This window comes from Xanthomonas cissicola, from assembly GCF_008801575.1.
Taxonomy (GTDB): Bacteria; Pseudomonadota; Gammaproteobacteria; order Xanthomonadales; family Xanthomonadaceae; genus Xanthomonas; species Xanthomonas cissicola.
On the sequence record NZ_VZPL01000003.1, the window covers coordinates 154786 to 172508 of the forward strand.

The window sequence follows — 17723 nt, forward strand, 5'->3', positions numbered from 1 at the left end:
ACGCCCCGCCCTGCAGCGCCGTCGCTGCAGGGCAGTTATCGACGCATCGCTGCAAGCCAGCGGCGCGCGCAGCAGGATGTTGGATGCATACCCCCACACTGTTCGAGAGTTTTTTCATGGCGGGGTTCGAGTGTTCGACCCACCGCCGCCGCGATGGGCGCAGGCTCGATCTGATTGCCGCCACCAGGCACGACCGCTGGGCCGCCAAGGACTATGCGGCGTTGTCGGCGCATGGCCTGCGCACCGCGCGCGATGGCCTGCGCTGGCATCTGATCGAGCAACGCCCCGGGCGTTACGACTGGTCCAGCTTCCTGCCGATGCTGCACGCGGCCAACAGCGCAGGCACTCAGGTGATCTGGGACCTGTGCCATTACGGCTGGCCGGACGATGTGGACATCTGGACCCCGCAGTTCGTCGACCGCTTCGCGCGCTTTGCCGCCGCCGCCGCGCAGTGCGTCAAGGACGCCTCCGACGCGGTGCCGTTCTACGCGCCGCTCAACGAGATCTCGTTCTGGGCATGGAATGGCGGCGATCACGCGCGCATGCATCCGCTGGCGCGCGGGCGCGGTTTCGAGCTCAAGCATCAGTTGGTGCGCGCCACCATTGCCGCGATCGACGCGATACGCCAGGTGGATCCGCGCGCGCGCTTCCTGCAAGTGGACCCAGCGATCCATGTGGTGCCGTCCAACGACCGGCCCGGCCCGCGTCGCGAAGCCGAACGCCTGCGGCTGGCGCAGTTCGAAGCCTGGGACATGATCTGCGGCAAGCAGTGGCCCGGACTCGGCGGTGCGCCGGAGTATCTGGACATCATCGGCCTCAACTACTACTCCGATAATCAGTGGTATCTGGGCGGCGTGCCGATCCTGCGCAACTCGCCCGACCACCGCCCGTTCTCGAGCATCATGCTGGAATTCTGGCAGCGCTACCGCCGCCCGATGATCGTCTCCGAAACCGGTGCCGAAGCCGATCAACGCGCACCCTGGCTCGATCATGTCGGCAGCGAGGTTGCGCTGGCCCTGCAGCACGGCGTGGCGATGGAAGGCATCTGTCTGTATCCGGTGCTTGACTACCCCGGTTGGGACAACAATCGGCATTGCCCCACCGGCGTGCTCGGCTATGCGGACGAGCACGGCGAACGACCGTTGCATGCAGGCCTGGCCGATCAACTGCGCCACGAGCACGACCGTTTCGGTCTGCGCGCACCGCAGTTCGCGCTGGCCGACATCGCCCCGTGAGTACGTCCGCCCATTCCGCCTTGTTGCCGGATACGCCAGCGCGGTTTCTCTGGCACTACGTTGGCCAACGACCGTGGCATTTCAGTGGCTTGCTGCTCCTGATCGTAGGCGCAGCCGGCTGCGCGGTGTCGGTGCAATACGGCATGAAGATGCTGGTGGACGCGATGGCCACCGAGCAACGCAGCCAGGCCAACGTGTGGCTGCCGCTAGACCTGTTCATTAGCCTGATCGCGGTGGAAAACCTGCTGTGGCGACTGGGCGGCTGGCTGGGCTGCCGGACCGTGGTGGCCAGTGTGGTGGATATCCGCGTGGATCTGTTCCGCCACCTCACCGGCCACCCGATGCGCTACTTCACCGAGCATTTTGCCGGTGCGCTGGGCAACCGCATCACCGCGCTCGGCAGTGCCGCCGGGCAGATCTTCGGTGGATTGGCGTGGAAGATCGTGCCGCCCATCGTGGATTTCATCGGCGCCATCGTGCTGCTGTTGACGGTGGACTGGCGCATGGCCGCCACGCTGGTCGGCTTCATTGCGATCGTGGCGGCCATCATCACCAGCTTCGGCATCCGCGGCCGCGCCAAGCATCAACGCTTTGCCGCGCAGGCCGCCCGGGTGGGTGGCGAGTTGGTGGATGCGGTTTCCAACGTGTGGACGATCAAGGCATTCGCCGCGCGCGATCGCGAAAGCGCGCGGCTGGCCGAACAGATCGGTCACGAGGCCGTGGCGCATCGGCGCAGCTGGATGTACGTGGAAAAGGCGCGGGTGATTCACGACATCTGCCTGTCGCTGATGGCCGGCGGCATGCTGATCTGGGCCATCAGCATGTGGCGCTCCGGAGCGGTGAGTGCAGGCGATGTGGTGTTGGTCAGTGCGCTGACCTTCCGCATCCTGCATGGCTCGCGCGATCTGGCGCTGACCCTGGTGGACACCACCCAGCAACTGGGTGCCATTGCCGACACCTTGCAGATCATTCTGCAACCGCACGCCATCGTCGATGCGGACGTGCCGCTGGCATTGGCCGAAGGCGATGTGCGTTTCGAAGACGTGCGTTTTGCCTATCCCGAGCGCGCTGCGGTGCTGGAGGGATTGAACCTGCATATTCCGGCCGGCCAGAAGGTGGGCATCGTGGGTCCGTCCGGTGCCGGCAAGTCCACCTTGATTGCGCTGATCCAGCGCCTGGACGATGTGGAATCCGGGCGCGTGCTGATCGACGGGCAGGACATTCGCGGGGTCAGCCAGGACAGCCTGCGCGAAAAAATTGCGGTGGTGCCGCAGGAAACTGCGTTGTTCAATCGCAGCATCGGCGACAACATCCGCTACGGACGTCCCGATGCCAGCGATGCCGAGGTGCACGAAGCGGCACGGCATGCATTCTGCGATGGCTTCATCCGGCAATTGCCTGAGGGCTACGACACCCAGGTGGGCGAGCGCGGGGTGATGTTATCGGGCGGACAACGACAACGGCTGGGGATTGCCCGCGCCTTTCTCAAGGACGCGCCGATCCTGATTCTGGATGAGGCCACCTCGGCACTGGACACCGAATCGGAAGCCGAAATCCAGGCTGCGCTGGATCACCTGATGCGCGAACGCACCGTGTTGGCGGTCGCCCATCGCCTGTCCACGGTGATTGGTTTCGATCGCATCGTGGTGCTGCAGGACGGCTGCGTGGTCGAAGACGGCAGCCCTGCAGAACTGCGCGGCAGTGGTGGCGTGTTCGATAGTTTGTGGCAGCGGCAGGCGGCCGGGTTCGAGACTGCAACCGACGCACTGTGAGGCGACTACGCGGAGACGCGCTGATTGCCTTGCGCGCTGCGTGGTGAGCCACATAAAGCCTACAGCTGACCAATACAACGTGGATGGCGTGAGACGCGCTGTCAGCCCTGAAAGCAATCCACGTTTCGCAAGCGCTGGCGCAGAAAACAGGCAACGTTCGCTGCCTGTTTTATGTCCTGCAGGACGCCTCAATGCGGTGGTCGATAGTCGCGTAGTTTGGTCGTCACGTTGCCAACCTCCTGCACCGCGCGCTTGAGGTCGTCTTCGGACATTCCCAGTTCGCGCGCCCAGTACTGCAACTCCCATTCCTCGTTGATGCTCACATTGTGCATGTCGGTGGGTTGACGATTTGCATCCTGTGGTTCGCCCATGGCGATCTCCCGTGTAGGACAACGGGTGGCCGGCTGCGACTCGGGCGGCTCGCACGCTTGCCAGAGCCGCAGTATCGACGCGTTGCCTGGCGACCTGCGGTCAGTGGGGCCGGCCCTGCTTGGCGCGCAGCGCCTTTGCATGTTCCAGATGCTCGGCAATGGTGTCGCGTGCGCGCTGCAACTCTTTGCCCAGGTCGCTGGAGCCCGGCTCGCTGCTCAGCTGTGTGTCGAGCAGGGCCAACGCGTGCTCGTGGCTGTCCACGCTGGCTTGCAGGTAGTGCGATTCAAACTGCTGCCCATGCAGGTCCTGCAGGCGCTTGCGCACGCCTTCGGCACCCGCTCCGGCAGCCTGACCAAGCGTGCCGTTGCGATCCGGCGCAAACCGGCTGAGATCCGTCAACGCGGCGCTGTGGGCCTCGTCCATCTTGCGTACGAATGCCAGTACCTCTCCTTCCACACCCTTGACCACCGCCAGCTGCGCAAGCGTGCGCTCGTTTTCGTTGAACACTGCCAACGCACCAAGCGCCTGCTTGCGGTCGCGGGCATCGCCCACGCTGTCGCGCAATGGGTCGCCGTGAGGCGGCGTGCTACCGACCACCGTGGGTGTGGTGCTCCGTGGATCCTGTGGATCGCTCGCCTGCCCCTGCCGACGCTGCCAGGCCTTGTACGCCACATAGCCCACCGCCCCAGCGGTCACCATCTTGAAACGTCCCATTGCTGTCTCCTGTTGATCGCGATCTTGCATCGCATCTGGCGGTCATTGCTTGTTGGGTTCGCATGGGTTGCGCAAGCCGCATGCCCTGCGTCCCAGCGCGTCGTATGAGCCTGCGAGCGGGGCGGTTATCCAGACGTGACCTGCGCATCAACGCGGCGTCGGCAACCGCACGTCCACACCACGCCCACGCAGTGTGCTGACAGGCTTAACACCGCTGCACCAACACTGATAGTGCGCTGCCGCGTCCCGATGCCCACAGGAGACAAAGATGCTTGCCCTCAACTACCACGGCTCACGCAATGTACGAGTGGAAACCGTGCCCGATCCACTCTTGGTCGAACGCGACGACCTGATCCTGCGCGTCACCGCCACGGCCATCTGTGGCTCTGACCTGCATCTGTATCGCGGCAAGATTCCCGACCTTCGCCCCGGCGACATTCTCGGCCACGAATTCATGGGCATCGTGGAAGAGGTCGGCCCGGACGTCACGGCGGTCAAGCCGGGCGACCGGGTCGTGATTCCGTTCGTGGTCGCGTGTGGACGCTGTTTCCACTGCGTGCTGCAAGAATTTTCCGCGTGCGAAACCACCAATACCGGCAAGGGCGCGGCGCTCAATCACAAGGACATGCGCCCGCCCGCCGCGCTGTTCGGCTTCAGCCATTTGTACGGCGGATTATCCGGCGGCCAGGCCGAATACGTGCGCGTGCCCAAGGCCAATGTCGGCCCGCTGGTGGTGCCCGATGCCTTGCACGATGAGCAGGTCTTGTTCTTGTCCGATATTCTGCCGACCGGGTATCAAGCCGTCGTCAATGCAGGCGTCAAACAGGGCTCGACCGTTGCCATCTTCGGTGCCGGCCCGGTTGGTCTGATGGCCGCGGCGTGCTGCCGCATGTTGGGCGCAGAGCGCGTCTTCATGGTCGACCGGCACGCGTACCGGCTCGATTTTGCGTCCAGGACCTATGGTGTGATCCCGATCAATTTCGACGAGGTCGACGATCCGGCCGACGTGATCGTCTCGCAAACCGATGGCCGGGGCGTCGATGCCAGCATCGAGGCGGTCGGCTTCGAGGCCGAAGGCAGCGCCATCGAAACCGCACTGACCAACCTGAAGCTGGAAGGCAGCAGCGGCGTGGCGATCCGCCAGTGCATCGCCGCAACCCGTCGCTGCGGTATGGTGAGCGTGCCCGGCGTATATGCAGGCTTCATCCACGCCTTCATGTTCGGCGATGCGCTCGACAAGGGCTTGACCTTCAAGATGGGCCAGACGCATGTGCAAAAGCACATGCCGCACTTGCTGGAATGCATCGGCAATGGTCAGCTCAAGCCAAGCGCGATCATCTCGCACCGCATGTCGTTGGCTGATGCAGCGCGTGGCTATGACCTGTTCGACAAGAAACAGGACGATTGCCGCAAGGTTGTGCTCACGCCTTGAATGCATGAGTGGCGCATATGCAGACGGCGCGATCTCGGCCGCGCCGTCTGCGTTTTGTACAGCCGTTGAGCGCTGGGAAGCAGGCTCAGTCCAGTGGCTTGGCCGGCACGAACGGGGACACGGGGTCGCTGGCCGGGAAAGTTTCTTCCACCGCTTCGTCCTGCAGCGCGTCCTGCTTTTTCTTGTCGTGCTGCGCTTGGTCGTGCTGCTCTTGGTCGTGGTGTTCGGCTTGGTCGTGCGCAGAGGGAATCTGGTTGGATGTGCTCATGTGTTGTCCTGCGGCGTGATGCGAGCCACTACGCTACGGTGCGCCGCGTTGGCACAGGTGAAAAACGTCTTCGCACATCAACGACAAAGGCAACGTCCGTGCCGTACTGTGCATGGTGGGGGCCACCCGGTGCATTTGGTGTGGTTTCGCATTCTTGCCCGATGCGGCGCAACCAGAGTTCCTCTCGATCGCGCGCGGCGCCGTGGCGTGACCTGTGCTTGCACAGATGAGGTCACGCAGCTGCAGCAACCAGCAGTGTCGGCGAACTCGGCATCCCACAACCCGCGCAGTTGCGTTTGCACCGTCGCAGCCATGCGACGACGCGCCATGGGTTCACATCGGTGCCCGCCCAGGGTGTATGGTGCATGGGCGGCCGGAATCCGGTGTCGCCCTCATTTCATCTGGCCCTTTCCATCGACAATCTCTGCGAACGCTGCGACGCCGTCTGCTGCCGGCTCACCGTCATGGTCGATCCCTCCGACCGTATCCCACACCATCTCACCAGCGTGACGCCGCAAGGCTGGCATGTGATGGCGCGCGACGAGGAAGGCTGGTGCGTGGCCATCGACGCTGCGCGCATGTGTTGCTCGATCTACGAGACGCGACCGGCGATCTGCCGGCGTTTCGTCATGTCCGGCCCGTATTGCCGCGACGTACGTGCCACCTACGACGATCAACGCCGCCGGAGCATTCCCTTGACGCTGTACAGCGCATGAGGATTTGCGATGCATCATTCCCGCCGCCAATCGATGACCGTCAGTAACCAGCTGGGCAAGCCGCGATTGTCCGAACAGCGACTGGCCGCCGATCTGCAAGCGTTTCAGCAATCCGGCGGCGCAATCGAGCGCCTGGGCGACACACCGCTACGTCGCGAAAAAAAGCGTGGTGCGGTGGAAGCTGCGCCAGCCGCTGCAGTTACACCGGCCGCCGCAGCCAAGGCCGAGTAAACCCGCGACGGCAACAGGCGTCTTGCGCCTGCCGTGTCAGTGACAGCCTCTGCAACATGCAACATGCCGATTGCAGCGCGACGCCTGCGGGGCGTTCACCGCGAGCGCATCGCACCGTGCAGCGGCCGTCTCGCCCAGTGGAGCCCTTGTCATGCAGGGGCGATTGCGATTGGCCGGCTGTCCCGCGCTTACCGCTGCATCCACGTCGGAGCGGCGTCTGAGCTAGTGCGTTGCCGGATACCTCGCGGGTGCCTACGCGCATCCGTCCGCGGTCACCGACGCGATGCAACGTAGACGGCCAATCAGCTTCAACCACGCAATCACGGCAGCTGCAGCTCTGCATGGCACTGCAGGCGCCTAAGCGAGCAGCTATCTCATGCAGGGCGCGGTGCTCAAAAACTCAGGCACGCGCGCAGGCATCACCGCCCGCACGACATTGGCGGTTACAGCAGTTGCGCGCGCTTGGTCGCACCAAGTCCCTGTGCCAACGAGGCCATTTCGTTGGCCAAGGCGACCATATTGCCGCCGGCCTGCGCCGCGATGCCCATGATGCGCTGGTAGGCGTCCCAGAAGTCGGGCCCATTGCCATAGGCATCGTGGAACCCTTGCAGCTCCAAGACCAGCAGATCGGACACTTGGATGTCGGAGCGGTCCATTGTTGTTACCTCGCTGGGGATTTCCCCGGCCCGCAGCTTATACCCGTTCACCTTACAAAACCGGGTCAGCCGGACAGCCGGAAGCCTGGACCTGAATTGGTTACAAACCCTGACGGTAGTCCGCATATCGGGCTTGTGTTTGGGGCTGCTTACCGCCGCTCTACCGGCCGGTGGCGTGCAGCGCCGCACGTCAGGCCGTCCGCCACACACGGCCTGCCGCCCGCACCAGGACGGCTGAATGCCAGCACGCATGGACCCGACAGCTCGCGCGCAACTCCCGCCCGACGCGCCGACCTGCGCGCGTTCCCGTGTAAAATGCCCGGTTTTTGACCGGAAGAATGGCGAAAGTTTCTCCACGGGCGCCCTTGTCGGGCCCGGCGTTCATTCGCCTGCTTGCTCGCCTCAGCAACGCGCACATCGCCCAGTCCAGCCACGCGCTGGCCGACCGGCTGAGCCAGTGGATCGATTGGACGCGCGCGGTTGCCGTGTCCAAGGCGCTGGACGGCAAGCTGCCCGACACCGACGACCTGCCCGAACCGCGCCCGCTCGATGCGGAGGCGTGCGCACGCGTGCGCACCGGTCTCGCCACCAGCAGCGTGGCAGAGTTGGACACGCTGGTCGCGCGCATGCGTGCCGAGGCGCGCAACGCCGCGCTCGCGGATGCGCCCGTCGCCGCGCCGGACTTCGCACCATTTCGGCAGCACTACTTGGCCATGCAACGCGCCATGCGCACTGCCACCGGCGATCTGCGCGGGCGCCTGCGCGACCTGCTCGCATTGGTCTCTACCGACATGGCGCGGTTGGCCGAAGTGGATGCGGTGATGGAGCTCACCCTGAGCCCGCGCGAGCAGAGTCTGTTGAACACCGTGCCGAGCCTGCTCGGCGCACATTTCGAACGCCTGCGCGATGCTGCACAGGCGCAGCACCGGCCGACCGATGACGAGGCCGCGCCACGCGCGGTGCCCGATGGCTGGCTGGATGTCTTCCGCAAAGACATGCAGAGCGTGTTGCTCGCCGAACTGGATGTTCGTTTTCACCCGATCGAAGGCCTGCTTGCAGCGCTTCGTACCCGCTAACTGGGACGTCATGTTCAGAACTCTCGTACACGTGTGTGTGTTTCTCGTCGGCCTGCTGGCGGTTTGCTGGGTCGGCATCGGTTATCTCGGCTCCAACCCGATCGGCGCCTGCGTCGCGGCGGTGATCGGCGCCTGTTATGTGGCCGGCGCGCTGGAGCTGTATCGCTACCGCCAGGCCACTGCGACGCTGGAAGCGGCAGTCGATGGGTTGACCACGGCGCCTTCTGCCCTGAGCGATTGGCTGCAGGCGGTACACCCCGGCCTGCGTAATGCGGTGCGCCTGCGTATCAGGGGCGAGCGCGTGGCGTTGCCGGCACCGGTGCTGACGCCGTATCTGGTCGGCTTGCTGGTGTTGCTCGGCATGCTCGGCACCTTGCTCGGCATGATGGCCACGCTCAAGGGCACCGGCTTTGCATTGCAGAGCGCCACCGATCTGCAGGCCATTCGCGGCTCGCTCGCAGCACCGGTGGAAGGCCTGGCGTTCGCGTTCGGCACCTCCATCGCCGGTGTGGCGACATCGGCCATGCTGGGGTTGTTGTCGGCGCTGTGCCGGCGCGAGCGCCTGCAGGCAGTGCAACGCCTGGACCTGAAGATCGCATCCGAACTGCACCCGCATTCGGATGCGCACCGACGTGGCGAAGCATTCAAGCTGCAGCAGCAAAGCGCCTTGATGCCGGCCTTGATCGACCGGCTGCAGACGCTGATGCACACCATCGAACAGCACAGCATGGCTGCCGAACAGCGCTTGACCGCACAGCAGGCCGACTTCCACGCCAAAAGCGAAGCGGCGTATGCGCGGCTAGCCACAGCCATGGAACACGCGCTGCAGGCCGGTGTTGCCGAAAGCGCACGGGCGGTCGGTGCGGCATTGCAGCCGGCGATGGAAGCCACCATGGCCAGCATCGCGCGCGATACCGCCGCATTGCAGGCACACCTCACGCAAGCCGTGCAGCAACAGCTGGACGGCATCACCCACGGCTTCCAGACCAGTGCCAGCACCACGGCGCAGCACTGGAGCATGGCATTGGCGGCGCAGGAACGCGCCCAGCAGACCCACAACGCGCAGTTGCAGGCCACGCTGGAACAGATTGCCGCGCACAGCGTGGCCGTGCAGGACAGCGTGAGCAGCGCCGTGCATCAGCAATTGCAAGGAGTCAGTGAAGCCATCGAACAGAACGCGCGCACGGCGACCGAGCACTGGCAGGTGGCGTTGTCTGCGCAGGAACGCACGCAGGCCACGTTGGCCGAACAGCTGCAGGGCACGCTGGAACAGATCGACCAGCGCAGCGTTGCCGTGCAGGACAGCGTCACCCAGGCCGTGCAGCAGCAATTGAGCGCACTCAACGATGGCTTTGCCAGCAGCACCGCGGCCAGCGCCGCCACCTGGACCGCCGTGCTGGCCGAACAGCAACGCGCGACCGAAACGCACAGCGCGCAGTTGCACGCCACCCTCGATCAACTAGTGCAGCAGACCAGTGCCCTGCACGAAGCTGTGCAGCAGGCCGTGCAGCAGCAACTCGATGGGCTGAGCAACGGTTTTGCCGACAGCACCGCCACTGCCGCGGCCACATGGACGGCCGCGGTGGCCGAGCAGCAGCGCGCCAATCACGCGCTCACTCAGGAACTGCAAGGCACGCTCGCGCAATTCGCCAGCACCTTCGAGACACGCTCCGCCGCGTTGGTGGATGCGGTCTCGCAACGCATGCAGCAATCCAGCACTGACGCTGCCAGTGCGTGGAGCGATGCACTGGCCCAGCAACAACAGGCCAGCGCCACGTTGTCCAGCCAGCACCACAGCGCACTTGCCGCAGCCACCGCCAGTTTCGATGCGCATGCCGCGACCCTGGTCGGCACCTTGCAGCAATCGCACACCGATCTGCAGGCGGCATTGGAAGCGCGCGACACCCAGCGCCTGGCGCTATGGAGCGAGCGCTTCGGCGCGATGAGCACGGCCCTGACCACGCAATGGGAACAGGCCGGCGAACGCGTCGTCCAGCAGCAGCAGGCCATCTGCGACACCCTGGCCAGCACCGCCAGCGAGCTGTCCACGCAGGCGCAGGCGCAGGCCAGCGCGACGATCAGCGAAGTGTCGCGCCTGATGCAGATCGCCTCAGAAGCGCCCAAGGCCGCGGCCGATGTCGTGGCCGAGCTGCGCCAATCGCTGTCCGAGAGCATGGTGCGCGACACCGCCATGCTGGAAGAACGCAGCAAGCTGCTCGCGACCCTGGACACCTTGCTCAACGCAGTCAATCACGCCTCCACCGAACAACGCGAAGCGGTGGATGCCTTGGTGACGACCTCGGCCGACCTGCTCCAGCGCGTGGGCAGCCAGCTCACCGAACAGATCGGCAGCGAAACCGGCAAGCTGGGCGCAGTGGCCGCGCATGTCAGCGGCAGCGCAGTGGAAGTGGCCAGCCTGGGCGAAGCATTCGGCATGGCGGTGCAGTTGTTCAGCGGCGCCACCAGCGCGCTCAATGAGCGCCTTCAGCACGTTGCCACCGCGCTCGATGCCTCACTGGCACGCAGCGACGACCAACTTGCCTACTACGTGGCACAGGCGCGCGAAGTGGTCGACCTCAGCATGCTCTCGCAGAAGCAGATCATCGAAGAACTGCGCCAGCTCGATCGCGGGCGTGGCGAACGCGGCGAAGCAGAAACGGCATGAGCGACGAGATCGAAAGCGACGGCGAGCTGGGCACGCCCATCTGGGCGGCATTCGGCGACCTGATGTCGGTGTTGCTGGGCGCGTTCGTGCTGATCCTGGTCGGCGTGATCGGCGTGCAGTTGCAACTGTCCAGCCGCCTGGACGCGGAGGTCAAACAACGCCAGGCCGAAGCGCAACGTCGGCAAACGCTGGAACAGGCATTGGCCGCACCGTTGGCTGCCGGCCGCGTGACCCTGGTCGATGGCCGTATCGGCATTCGCGGCAATGTGCTGTTTGCGTTCAACTCCGACCAACTGCAGCCGGAAGGGCGCGAGGTATTGAAGTCGCTGGCAAGGCCGTTGACGCAATACCTGCGCGCGCGCGACGAGATCCTGATGGTCAGCGGATTTACCGACGACCGCCCGGTGCTGGGCGGCAATCGCCGCTACGCCGACAACTGGGAACTGTCCGCGCAACGCGCGCTCACGGTGACCCGTGCCCTGATCGCCGAAGGCGTGCCGGCGTCATCGGTGTTTGCGGCCGCATTCGGCTCGCAGCAACCGGTGGATTCCAACGCCGACGAAGCCCGCCGCGCGAAAAATCGCCGCGTGGAGATCGCGCCGATCGCGCGCCCGTCGTCGCGCGCAGGCGCATCGGCGCAGCCCGCAGCAACCACCGCACCGCGATGAGCAAGCCGGCACTCTCCGTGCGCGCGCAACTGGAGCGCTGGCGCAGCCAGGGCGCCGATCGGCTGGATCCGGTGCGCTTCCATCTGATGGAAACGTTGGCAGCACGTGCCGATGCGCAGGCCGATGCGGTGCGTGAGGTGCTGGAACACAAGCTTGGCGCCATGGTCGATGGCTATGCGACAGCGCTGCAGCAGACAGCGCGTCGCCGTGCCGGGAGCCATGCAGTGCCTGCAGCGTCGCCGCAGCCCAGCGCCTTGGGTACGCTCACCGCGCAGATGGCCGGGCATGCGGCGCTGATGGAAGTAGACAGCCGCAAGACTGCCAGCGCAGATGCCATGCTGTTTCCGGAGCTGCCGGCGCTGGACGACTTTCGTCGCACCTGGACCACCGTGCGCACCGCCAGCCAGGTGCGGCAGTCGCTGCAGGATGCGCCCAAGGATGCCGGCCCGCTCAATTCCAGCGTGCTGGTGCATCGCTGCATCACGCTGATGCGCGAGCGCTCGCCGGGCTATCTGCAGCACTTTCTCGGCTACGTGGATGCGTTGTCGTGGCTGGAGCAGCTGCACACCGGCGGCGCCTTGGCCAACGAGGAGGCTGCACCGGCGACGCCGGGCAGGAAACGCAGCAAGAGTCCGTCGAAACGACGCAGTTAGATCCGCGATCGGTCCCGATCTACGTCGGGCAGCCTTGCGCAGGCTCCGATCGCAGAGATGCATCCCGGCACAGCGTGTGCGGGGCCCCGCTGTGAGCATGACGTCGCTGCACGCTTCTGGCTGCGAACTCTGTTGCATTGGTCACGCCGCAGCTGCAGTTGCACGCAAGCGCACCACGACCTCCAGAAGCCAGCTGCCGGCGCACAGCAGTCGCTGCAGTCAATCCTGAGCGCGATGCATGCTCAACTGGACGTGGCGCCCGCCGGTCACGCTGGCATCCACCACACTGGCGCATGCGCCGATCGCCGCTTGCGCCGTCGCGGAGCATCGCTCAAAACCGAAACTGCGCACCCACCGTCCAGCTCCGCGGCGCACCGGGATACACCCACTGCTCGCTATACGAAAATGCCGCATAGCGGCGATCGGTGAGGTTCTCGACCTTGGCATACAGGCGTAGCCGCTCGCTCAGATCGTAGTGGCCAACCGCTCGCCACACGGTGTAAGCCGGCAGCACGAAATCGGTGTTGCTATCCACCGAGCCCAGCCGCTCGCCCGTGTGCGAGACGCCCACACCCAACGCCGCGCTACGTTTGCCGGTCAGCGGCTGCTCGTAGTTCAAGAACGCGTTACCGCTCAAGCGCGGCACATTCGGAAACCGCCGGCCTTCGGCCAGCCCGGTACTGGCGGCGGCAGCACTGCTGCGCGTCACCTGCGAATCGGTATAGGCCAGGCCCACCGACGCGGCCAGGCGCGGGCTCAGCCTGCCGAGCAGATCCAGCTCCAGCCCTTGGCTGCGCATCTGGCCCACCGGCAGCGAAAAACTGGTGTCGGCCGGATCCAGGCTCAATACGTTTTTCTTGTCGATGCGGAATGCGGCCACCGTGGCTTCCAGGCCATCGCCGGGCTGCACGTATTTCAATCCGGTCTCCAGCGAGCGGCTTTTCTCAGGTGCAAAGCTTTGCCCGTTGGCGCCCACACCGCTGTTGGGGCGAAAACCCGCCGCGGCACTGGCATACAGCGACAGCGCATCGTCGACATGCAAGGTCATGCCTGCACGCGGGCTCACCACGCCGTCGGATGCGCGCTGCGTGGTGCCGCGCAGGTGGTTGTCCAGGTCTTGCTGATAATGGTCGTAGCGCAGGCCAAGCAAGGCCTTCCAGCGCGCGCCCAGATCGATCTGGTCCTGCGCATACACGCCCCACACCTGCTGGCGCTCGTCGGTATCGGTGATGGTGGACAGCCGGCCTGGCTGTGCCACGCCATAGCGCGGCGCCAGCACATCGATGCTGTACGGCGTGGCCGCGGAACGGGCGCGCTGCTGAAAGCGGCTGTCGTCGAAGCGATTGCCATCGATGCCGAACAACACATTGTGCGTGACCCTGCCGGCCTGAAAACCGCCAAGCACTTCTGCACGCGCCGCGATATCGCGGCCCTGGTAATCGCGGTAGCGGCGTTCGCGGCGCAAGCTGCGCTGGTCGGCCTGCAGCGTCCAGGGTTCGGTGGAAAATCCACGCATGCCACTGTCGCGGTAAGTCGCCCCACCCTGCAACGACCAGGTCTGATCCAGACCGTGCACCACGAATACCTGGTGCCCGGTGGAATGCAGGTCGATATCGCCATCACGCGGTTCGCCGAGAAAGCGCGAGGCCGGCAGCCGGTTGGCATCGCCACCGATAGCCGTCACGCCCCGATCGAATGGCGTATGGAGACGCACCGCCTCCAGCTCATACGACACCGTCGTGTCGGGCGCCGGCATCCACAACAGCGACGGCGCCAGCAAGGTGCTGTCGCTGTCGACGGTATCGCGAAAGCTGTGTTGATCCTTGTGCATCACATTCAGACGGTACGCCACGTTCTCGCTCAGCGGGCCGGTGCTATCGATGGCCGCGCGATAGCTGTCGAAGCGGCCTGCCGATACATCCACGCTGTGCTGCGGCTGAAACAGCGGCTTTTTGGTGACGATGTTGACGGCCCCGCCCGGCTCGCCGCGCCCGTACAACGCCGATGCCGGCCCCTTGATCACCTCGATGCTCTGCGTGTTGGCCGCATCGCGCAGGCCGTTGTAACCGCGGCTGGCATTGAAGCCGTTGACCATGTAATCCGAACTGAAATTCGGGTCGCCGGTAAAGCCGCGCATCGAATAGCTGTCCCATAACCCGCCCAGGTTGTTGGCCTTGGTGATGCCGCTGGCCAGCTCCAGCGCGCCAGCCAGATCGGTGACGCCCGCATCTTCGAGCAAGGTCCGGTCGAGCACCCGCGCACTGATCGGCAGATCACGCAGCGACGCATCGGTCTTGGTGGCACCGGTAATGCTCAGCGCGCGATAAGGGGTGTACTGGCTGCGCACCTGCACCGCATCCAAATCGCGCGCCTGCGACTGCGCAGCCTGCGCGCAGGCAATGCCGCAGGCGCAGGCCAGCAGGCTGAGCAAAGGGAGCGCGTGCAGCATGCGGCGGCGCGGGAACACGGGCATCGGGCAGAACTCCTGAAGCGCCCCGGCGCAGTCTGTCCGGGGCGCAAGTAAAAGACGCAAGGCAAAAGGTGACACGCGGGCACCGCTATGAAGCAGGGCCGGCCGCTGTTTCGAAACGTGGCGCTCGCCCGAAATCGTCGCGCGTGAACGGGCGGTCGCGAAACAGATAGCCGTAGTAGAACGTGCGCAGCGCCCGGTGATAGGCCCGAATGCGATCCTGATACGCCAGCTGTGCCTGCAGATCGGTGCCGGCCAGGCGCGTCAACGCCGCCTGCAACGCAACCGGCGGCAGCACGCTGGCCACGCGTTGCGCCAACGCTTCGCGACGCTGCAGCCCCTGGCGATACGCTGCCACCTGCGGCGCCACCTGTTGGTCGCCATTTTCATGGAATGCGAAGTACCACTTGTAGTGGAACGCCGTCGTCAGCGGCGCCGAATCGGCCCATTGCCGATTGCGCGCGTAGAACGCCTGCATGGTGTCCTGCCGCGGGATGTCCCAGGCATGGTTGACCGCCTCGCGCTGCAACCGCGCGATCTCGGTACCCTGGTTGACCGGCACCGCCTGATTGATCTCCACGTGCGCCAGCGCTGGCGCCACCAGCGCCAGCACGACCCAGCAGGTGGCCAACGCTGTGGCATGCGCCGCAGGCCGCCACTGGATGCGCCCGACCAGCACCGACAGCAGCACCCAGAACAACAGGTACGCGCCGCCCAGTGCCAGCACCGCCAGTTGCTGCAGCCACGGCACCGCGTTGAACGTGGCGAACATGACGAACGGCACGCTCAGGCACACGAGCACCGCCGCTGCGCGCACCACCACGCGCCGCACCAGCAGCGCAGCGCCCGCACCGGGCAGTGCGGCAAGCATGCGTGCACGCCCCGCTTCGCGCTCGCCCGAATGCAGATCGAACAGCAGCGCAATCACGAACAGTGGCAGCAGGAACACCAGCACGAACGCGTAGTCGAAGCGGCCAGCCAACGCGAGCTCGGGGTTGTAGCTGTCGCCGTCATGGATCTGCGCTTCCAGCCCCAGCGCGCGCACGCGCAAGATATACGGCGAGACATCGCGCATGCCGACCGCCGCAAACGCCAGTGGCGATGGCAGGTCCCAGGTGGGGTGGAAGCTGTAATAGGCCGCGCTGCCGGCATCGTTGGAACGCGCCACGTAGTCTTCCACCGCGGCGCTGTCTTCGCGCTGCAGCGCTGCAATCCTGGCGATGTCGTCGCGCTGCGTCGCCATCACGTGTTGCCCGGACAGCAGGCTGCACACGGTGAGCAGCGCAAGCAACAGCAACCCGGCGAGCGCCGCACGTGCGCGCAGCAGCAACAGCAGTTCGTATTTCCACAGCACCATCAGCGCGCCACTCCCACACCTCGCCCGGCTGCCACCAGCATGCACAGCGCAGCAAGCAGCCAGGCCCCGATCAGGCCGAACGCCGCACCTGCCGTACCGATCACCTCGGTCGCCGACGCCGGCTGGAAGGCGAACACCGGAATCTCATGCCAGTGCTCGGACGAAATCCGCTTGCGGCGATCGGCGCCTGCGTCCTGTGCGGTGTCGTCGGCCATGCTGACCGCGTCGGCCTGCAGTTGGTTGAGCTGCTGCACCAGCGTGTAGCGGTAGTGCTCGGCCTGCGCCAGGAACCGCAGATGCGCGCGCAGGTCGGTTTCCGCCAGCGTCATTGACACCTCGCGCAGCGCCACCGTCGGGCTGAGCAACGCAAATGTGCGTACCAGCAGGTTCTGTTGCTGCTGGATGGACGCATCGCGGCCTGCATACCGCTCGAACAGGCTTGCGCTCAGCCGCTCGCCTTCCAGTGCCAGCAAGCCCTTGTAGTTCACCGGCAGGTCTTCCACGCGCTGCACGCCGTAACGGGCCAGCGTCTGCTGCTTGAATTGCGCAAAGTGCGGGTCGTCCGGATTGTGGCTGTCGCCGAGCGTGCGCAGATCGCGCTGGATCGCCACATCGGTTTCCAACCGGGTCGGCAGGCGGTACGCGGCACTGGCCGCGTCCGGCGCCACGCGCGGCACCAGCAAGGCCAGCCACACCCACACCGCCAGCGACACCAACAGCGCATCGCGGCCGCGTCGGCACAGCATCGACACCACCAGCACCAGCGCACACCACACCAGCAGATACGCGCCATAGGCCAGCACCAGCAGCGCCACCAGCGGCGCTTGCCCTGGCAACAACGCAATCGGTGCCAGGCCGATCAAGGCCGGCAGCAGGCAGGCGCCGGCCACCGCCGCCAGCGCGAGATATTTGCCGCCGAGCAACTGCCGGCGCGTGGCGCCCTGCAGCAACAGCGCGCGCAAGGTGCCGGTTTCCTGCTCGCGCGCCACTGCGCCATAACCCAGGAAGACCAGCATCAGCGGCGCCAGCACTTGCAGCACGAAGGCGGGCGTCAGCTGACCGAAACGCACCAGCAACGAACTCTGACGCACATCGCCGAAGTTGGCAGTGTTCTGGCGGTGCCCTTCCAGAAACATGCTGTTGCCGGTGAACGCATCCACGCCGGAATCGAATGCAGCCAGCGCCGGCAACGGGCGATAGATGAAATGGCCGTAGTGCACCACGCGGTGCGGATGCCGGTCCGGCTGTGCTTCGAACGCCTGCTGCGCTGCCTGTTGCTGCCGCGCGCGGAAATCGGCCACTTCGCGCTGGTGGTGCGCAGCGGTCAACGCCGCCACCAGGGTGAGCAACATCAGCAACACCACGCCAATGGCCGCGGACCGGTTGCGCGCCATATAGCGCAGTTCTTCGCGCGCGACCAACAACACCGGATTCATAC

At 65.5% G+C, this 17723-nt stretch carries 16 protein-coding genes; 9 read left to right on the forward strand and 7 right to left on the reverse strand.

Annotated elements, in window-relative coordinates; translation table 11 throughout:
- Positions 1–83: 83 nt before the first annotated feature.
- Together F7R02_RS02535 and F7R02_RS02540 are read left to right on the forward strand one after the other, a co-directional pair.
- On the forward strand, positions 84–1235 hold the full coding sequence (locus F7R02_RS02535; RefSeq protein WP_029829470.1) for a glycoside hydrolase family 1 protein: 1152 nt from the start codon (positions 84–86) through the stop codon (positions 1233–1235).
- Positions 1232–3007: an ABC transporter ATP-binding protein gene (locus tag F7R02_RS02540; protein WP_078590378.1), complete on the forward strand. Its 1776-nt coding sequence runs from the start codon at positions 1232–1234 to the stop codon at positions 3005–3007. The genes F7R02_RS02535 and F7R02_RS02540 overlap by 4 nt, the downstream gene beginning before the upstream one ends.
- Before the next feature lie 188 nt (positions 3008–3195).
- Here the strand turns inward: F7R02_RS02540 and F7R02_RS02545 are convergent, their stop codons facing one another.
- Both F7R02_RS02545 and F7R02_RS02550 read right to left on the reverse strand, forming a co-directional pair.
- Entirely contained in the window at positions 3196–3378 is a 183-nt protein-coding gene (locus F7R02_RS02545) for a DUF3606 domain-containing protein (RefSeq protein WP_003490054.1), read from the reverse strand.
- 100 nt (positions 3379–3478) lie between these two features.
- Positions 3479–4093 (reverse strand): DUF4142 domain-containing protein, encoded by a 615-nt coding sequence (locus F7R02_RS02550; RefSeq protein ID WP_078590379.1) that lies wholly within the window; start codon positions 4091–4093, stop codon positions 3479–3481.
- Positions 4094–4361: 268 nt separating this feature from the next.
- On the opposite strand from F7R02_RS02550, the gene F7R02_RS02555 reads away from it, so the two are divergent.
- A complete protein-coding gene (locus F7R02_RS02555; protein ID WP_078590380.1) occupies positions 4362–5525 on the forward strand; it encodes a zinc-dependent alcohol dehydrogenase in 1164 nt (387 codons plus the stop codon).
- Positions 5526–5610: 85 nt separating this feature from the next.
- Here F7R02_RS02555 and F7R02_RS02560 read toward each other — a convergent pair whose 3' ends face one another.
- On the reverse strand, positions 5611–5793 hold the full coding sequence (locus F7R02_RS02560; protein WP_005931999.1) for a hypothetical protein: 183 nt from the start codon (positions 5791–5793) through the stop codon (positions 5611–5613).
- A gap of 290 nt (positions 5794–6083) precedes the next feature.
- Between F7R02_RS02560 and F7R02_RS02565 the strand changes: the two genes are divergently transcribed.
- Together F7R02_RS02565 and F7R02_RS02570 are read left to right on the forward strand one after the other, a co-directional pair.
- A complete protein-coding gene (locus F7R02_RS02565) occupies positions 6084–6509 on the forward strand; it encodes a YkgJ family cysteine cluster protein (RefSeq protein ID WP_167520949.1) in 426 nt (141 codons plus the stop codon).
- A 33-nt stretch (positions 6510–6542) separates the two neighbouring features.
- A complete protein-coding gene (locus tag F7R02_RS02570; RefSeq protein WP_172107334.1) occupies positions 6543–6740 on the forward strand; it encodes a hypothetical protein in 198 nt (65 codons plus the stop codon).
- A gap of 443 nt (positions 6741–7183) precedes the next feature.
- Here the strand turns inward: F7R02_RS02570 and F7R02_RS02575 are convergent, their stop codons facing one another.
- Positions 7184–7396: a hypothetical protein gene (locus tag F7R02_RS02575; protein WP_005911311.1), complete on the reverse strand. Its 213-nt coding sequence runs from the start codon at positions 7394–7396 to the stop codon at positions 7184–7186.
- Between the two features lie 326 nt (positions 7397–7722).
- Between F7R02_RS02575 and F7R02_RS02580 the strand changes: the two genes are divergently transcribed.
- Genes F7R02_RS02580 through F7R02_RS02595 form a run of 4 tightly spaced genes read left to right on the forward strand, consistent with a single transcriptional unit; the run spans position 7723 to position 12458 of the window.
- Positions 7723–8472, forward strand: a complete 750-nt coding sequence (locus F7R02_RS02580) for a DUF3348 domain-containing protein (RefSeq protein ID WP_170912784.1) — start codon at positions 7723–7725, stop codon at positions 8470–8472.
- 10 nt (positions 8473–8482) lie between these two features.
- Entirely contained in the window at positions 8483–11137 is a 2655-nt protein-coding gene (locus tag F7R02_RS02585) for a DUF802 domain-containing protein (RefSeq protein WP_078590381.1), read from the forward strand.
- Positions 11134–11805, forward strand: a complete 672-nt coding sequence (locus F7R02_RS02590; RefSeq protein WP_005911315.1) for an OmpA family protein — start codon at positions 11134–11136, stop codon at positions 11803–11805. Before F7R02_RS02585 ends, F7R02_RS02590 begins: the two co-directional genes overlap by 4 nt.
- Positions 11802–12458 (forward strand): DUF2894 domain-containing protein, encoded by a 657-nt coding sequence (locus F7R02_RS02595; RefSeq protein ID WP_015472795.1) that lies wholly within the window; start codon positions 11802–11804, stop codon positions 12456–12458. Before F7R02_RS02590 ends, F7R02_RS02595 begins: the two co-directional genes overlap by 4 nt.
- 331 nt (positions 12459–12789) lie before the next feature.
- Here F7R02_RS02595 and F7R02_RS02600 read toward each other — a convergent pair whose 3' ends face one another.
- The 3 genes from F7R02_RS02600 to F7R02_RS02610 all read right to left on the reverse strand — a co-directional run bounded on the left by F7R02_RS02600 (position 12790) and on the right by F7R02_RS02610 (position 17721).
- Complete coding sequence (locus F7R02_RS02600) at positions 12790–14931, reverse strand: TonB-dependent siderophore receptor (RefSeq protein WP_078566569.1); 2142 nt, start codon at positions 14929–14931, stop codon at positions 12790–12792.
- 85 nt (positions 14932–15016) lie between these two features.
- Entirely contained in the window at positions 15017–16285 is a 1269-nt protein-coding gene (locus tag F7R02_RS02605) for a DUF3526 domain-containing protein (protein WP_078590382.1), read from the reverse strand.
- Positions 16285–17721, reverse strand: a complete 1437-nt coding sequence (locus tag F7R02_RS02610) for an ABC transporter permease (RefSeq protein WP_003489273.1) — start codon at positions 17719–17721, stop codon at positions 16285–16287. Before F7R02_RS02610 ends, F7R02_RS02605 begins: the two co-directional genes overlap by 1 nt.
- Positions 17722–17723: the final 2 nt, after the last annotated feature.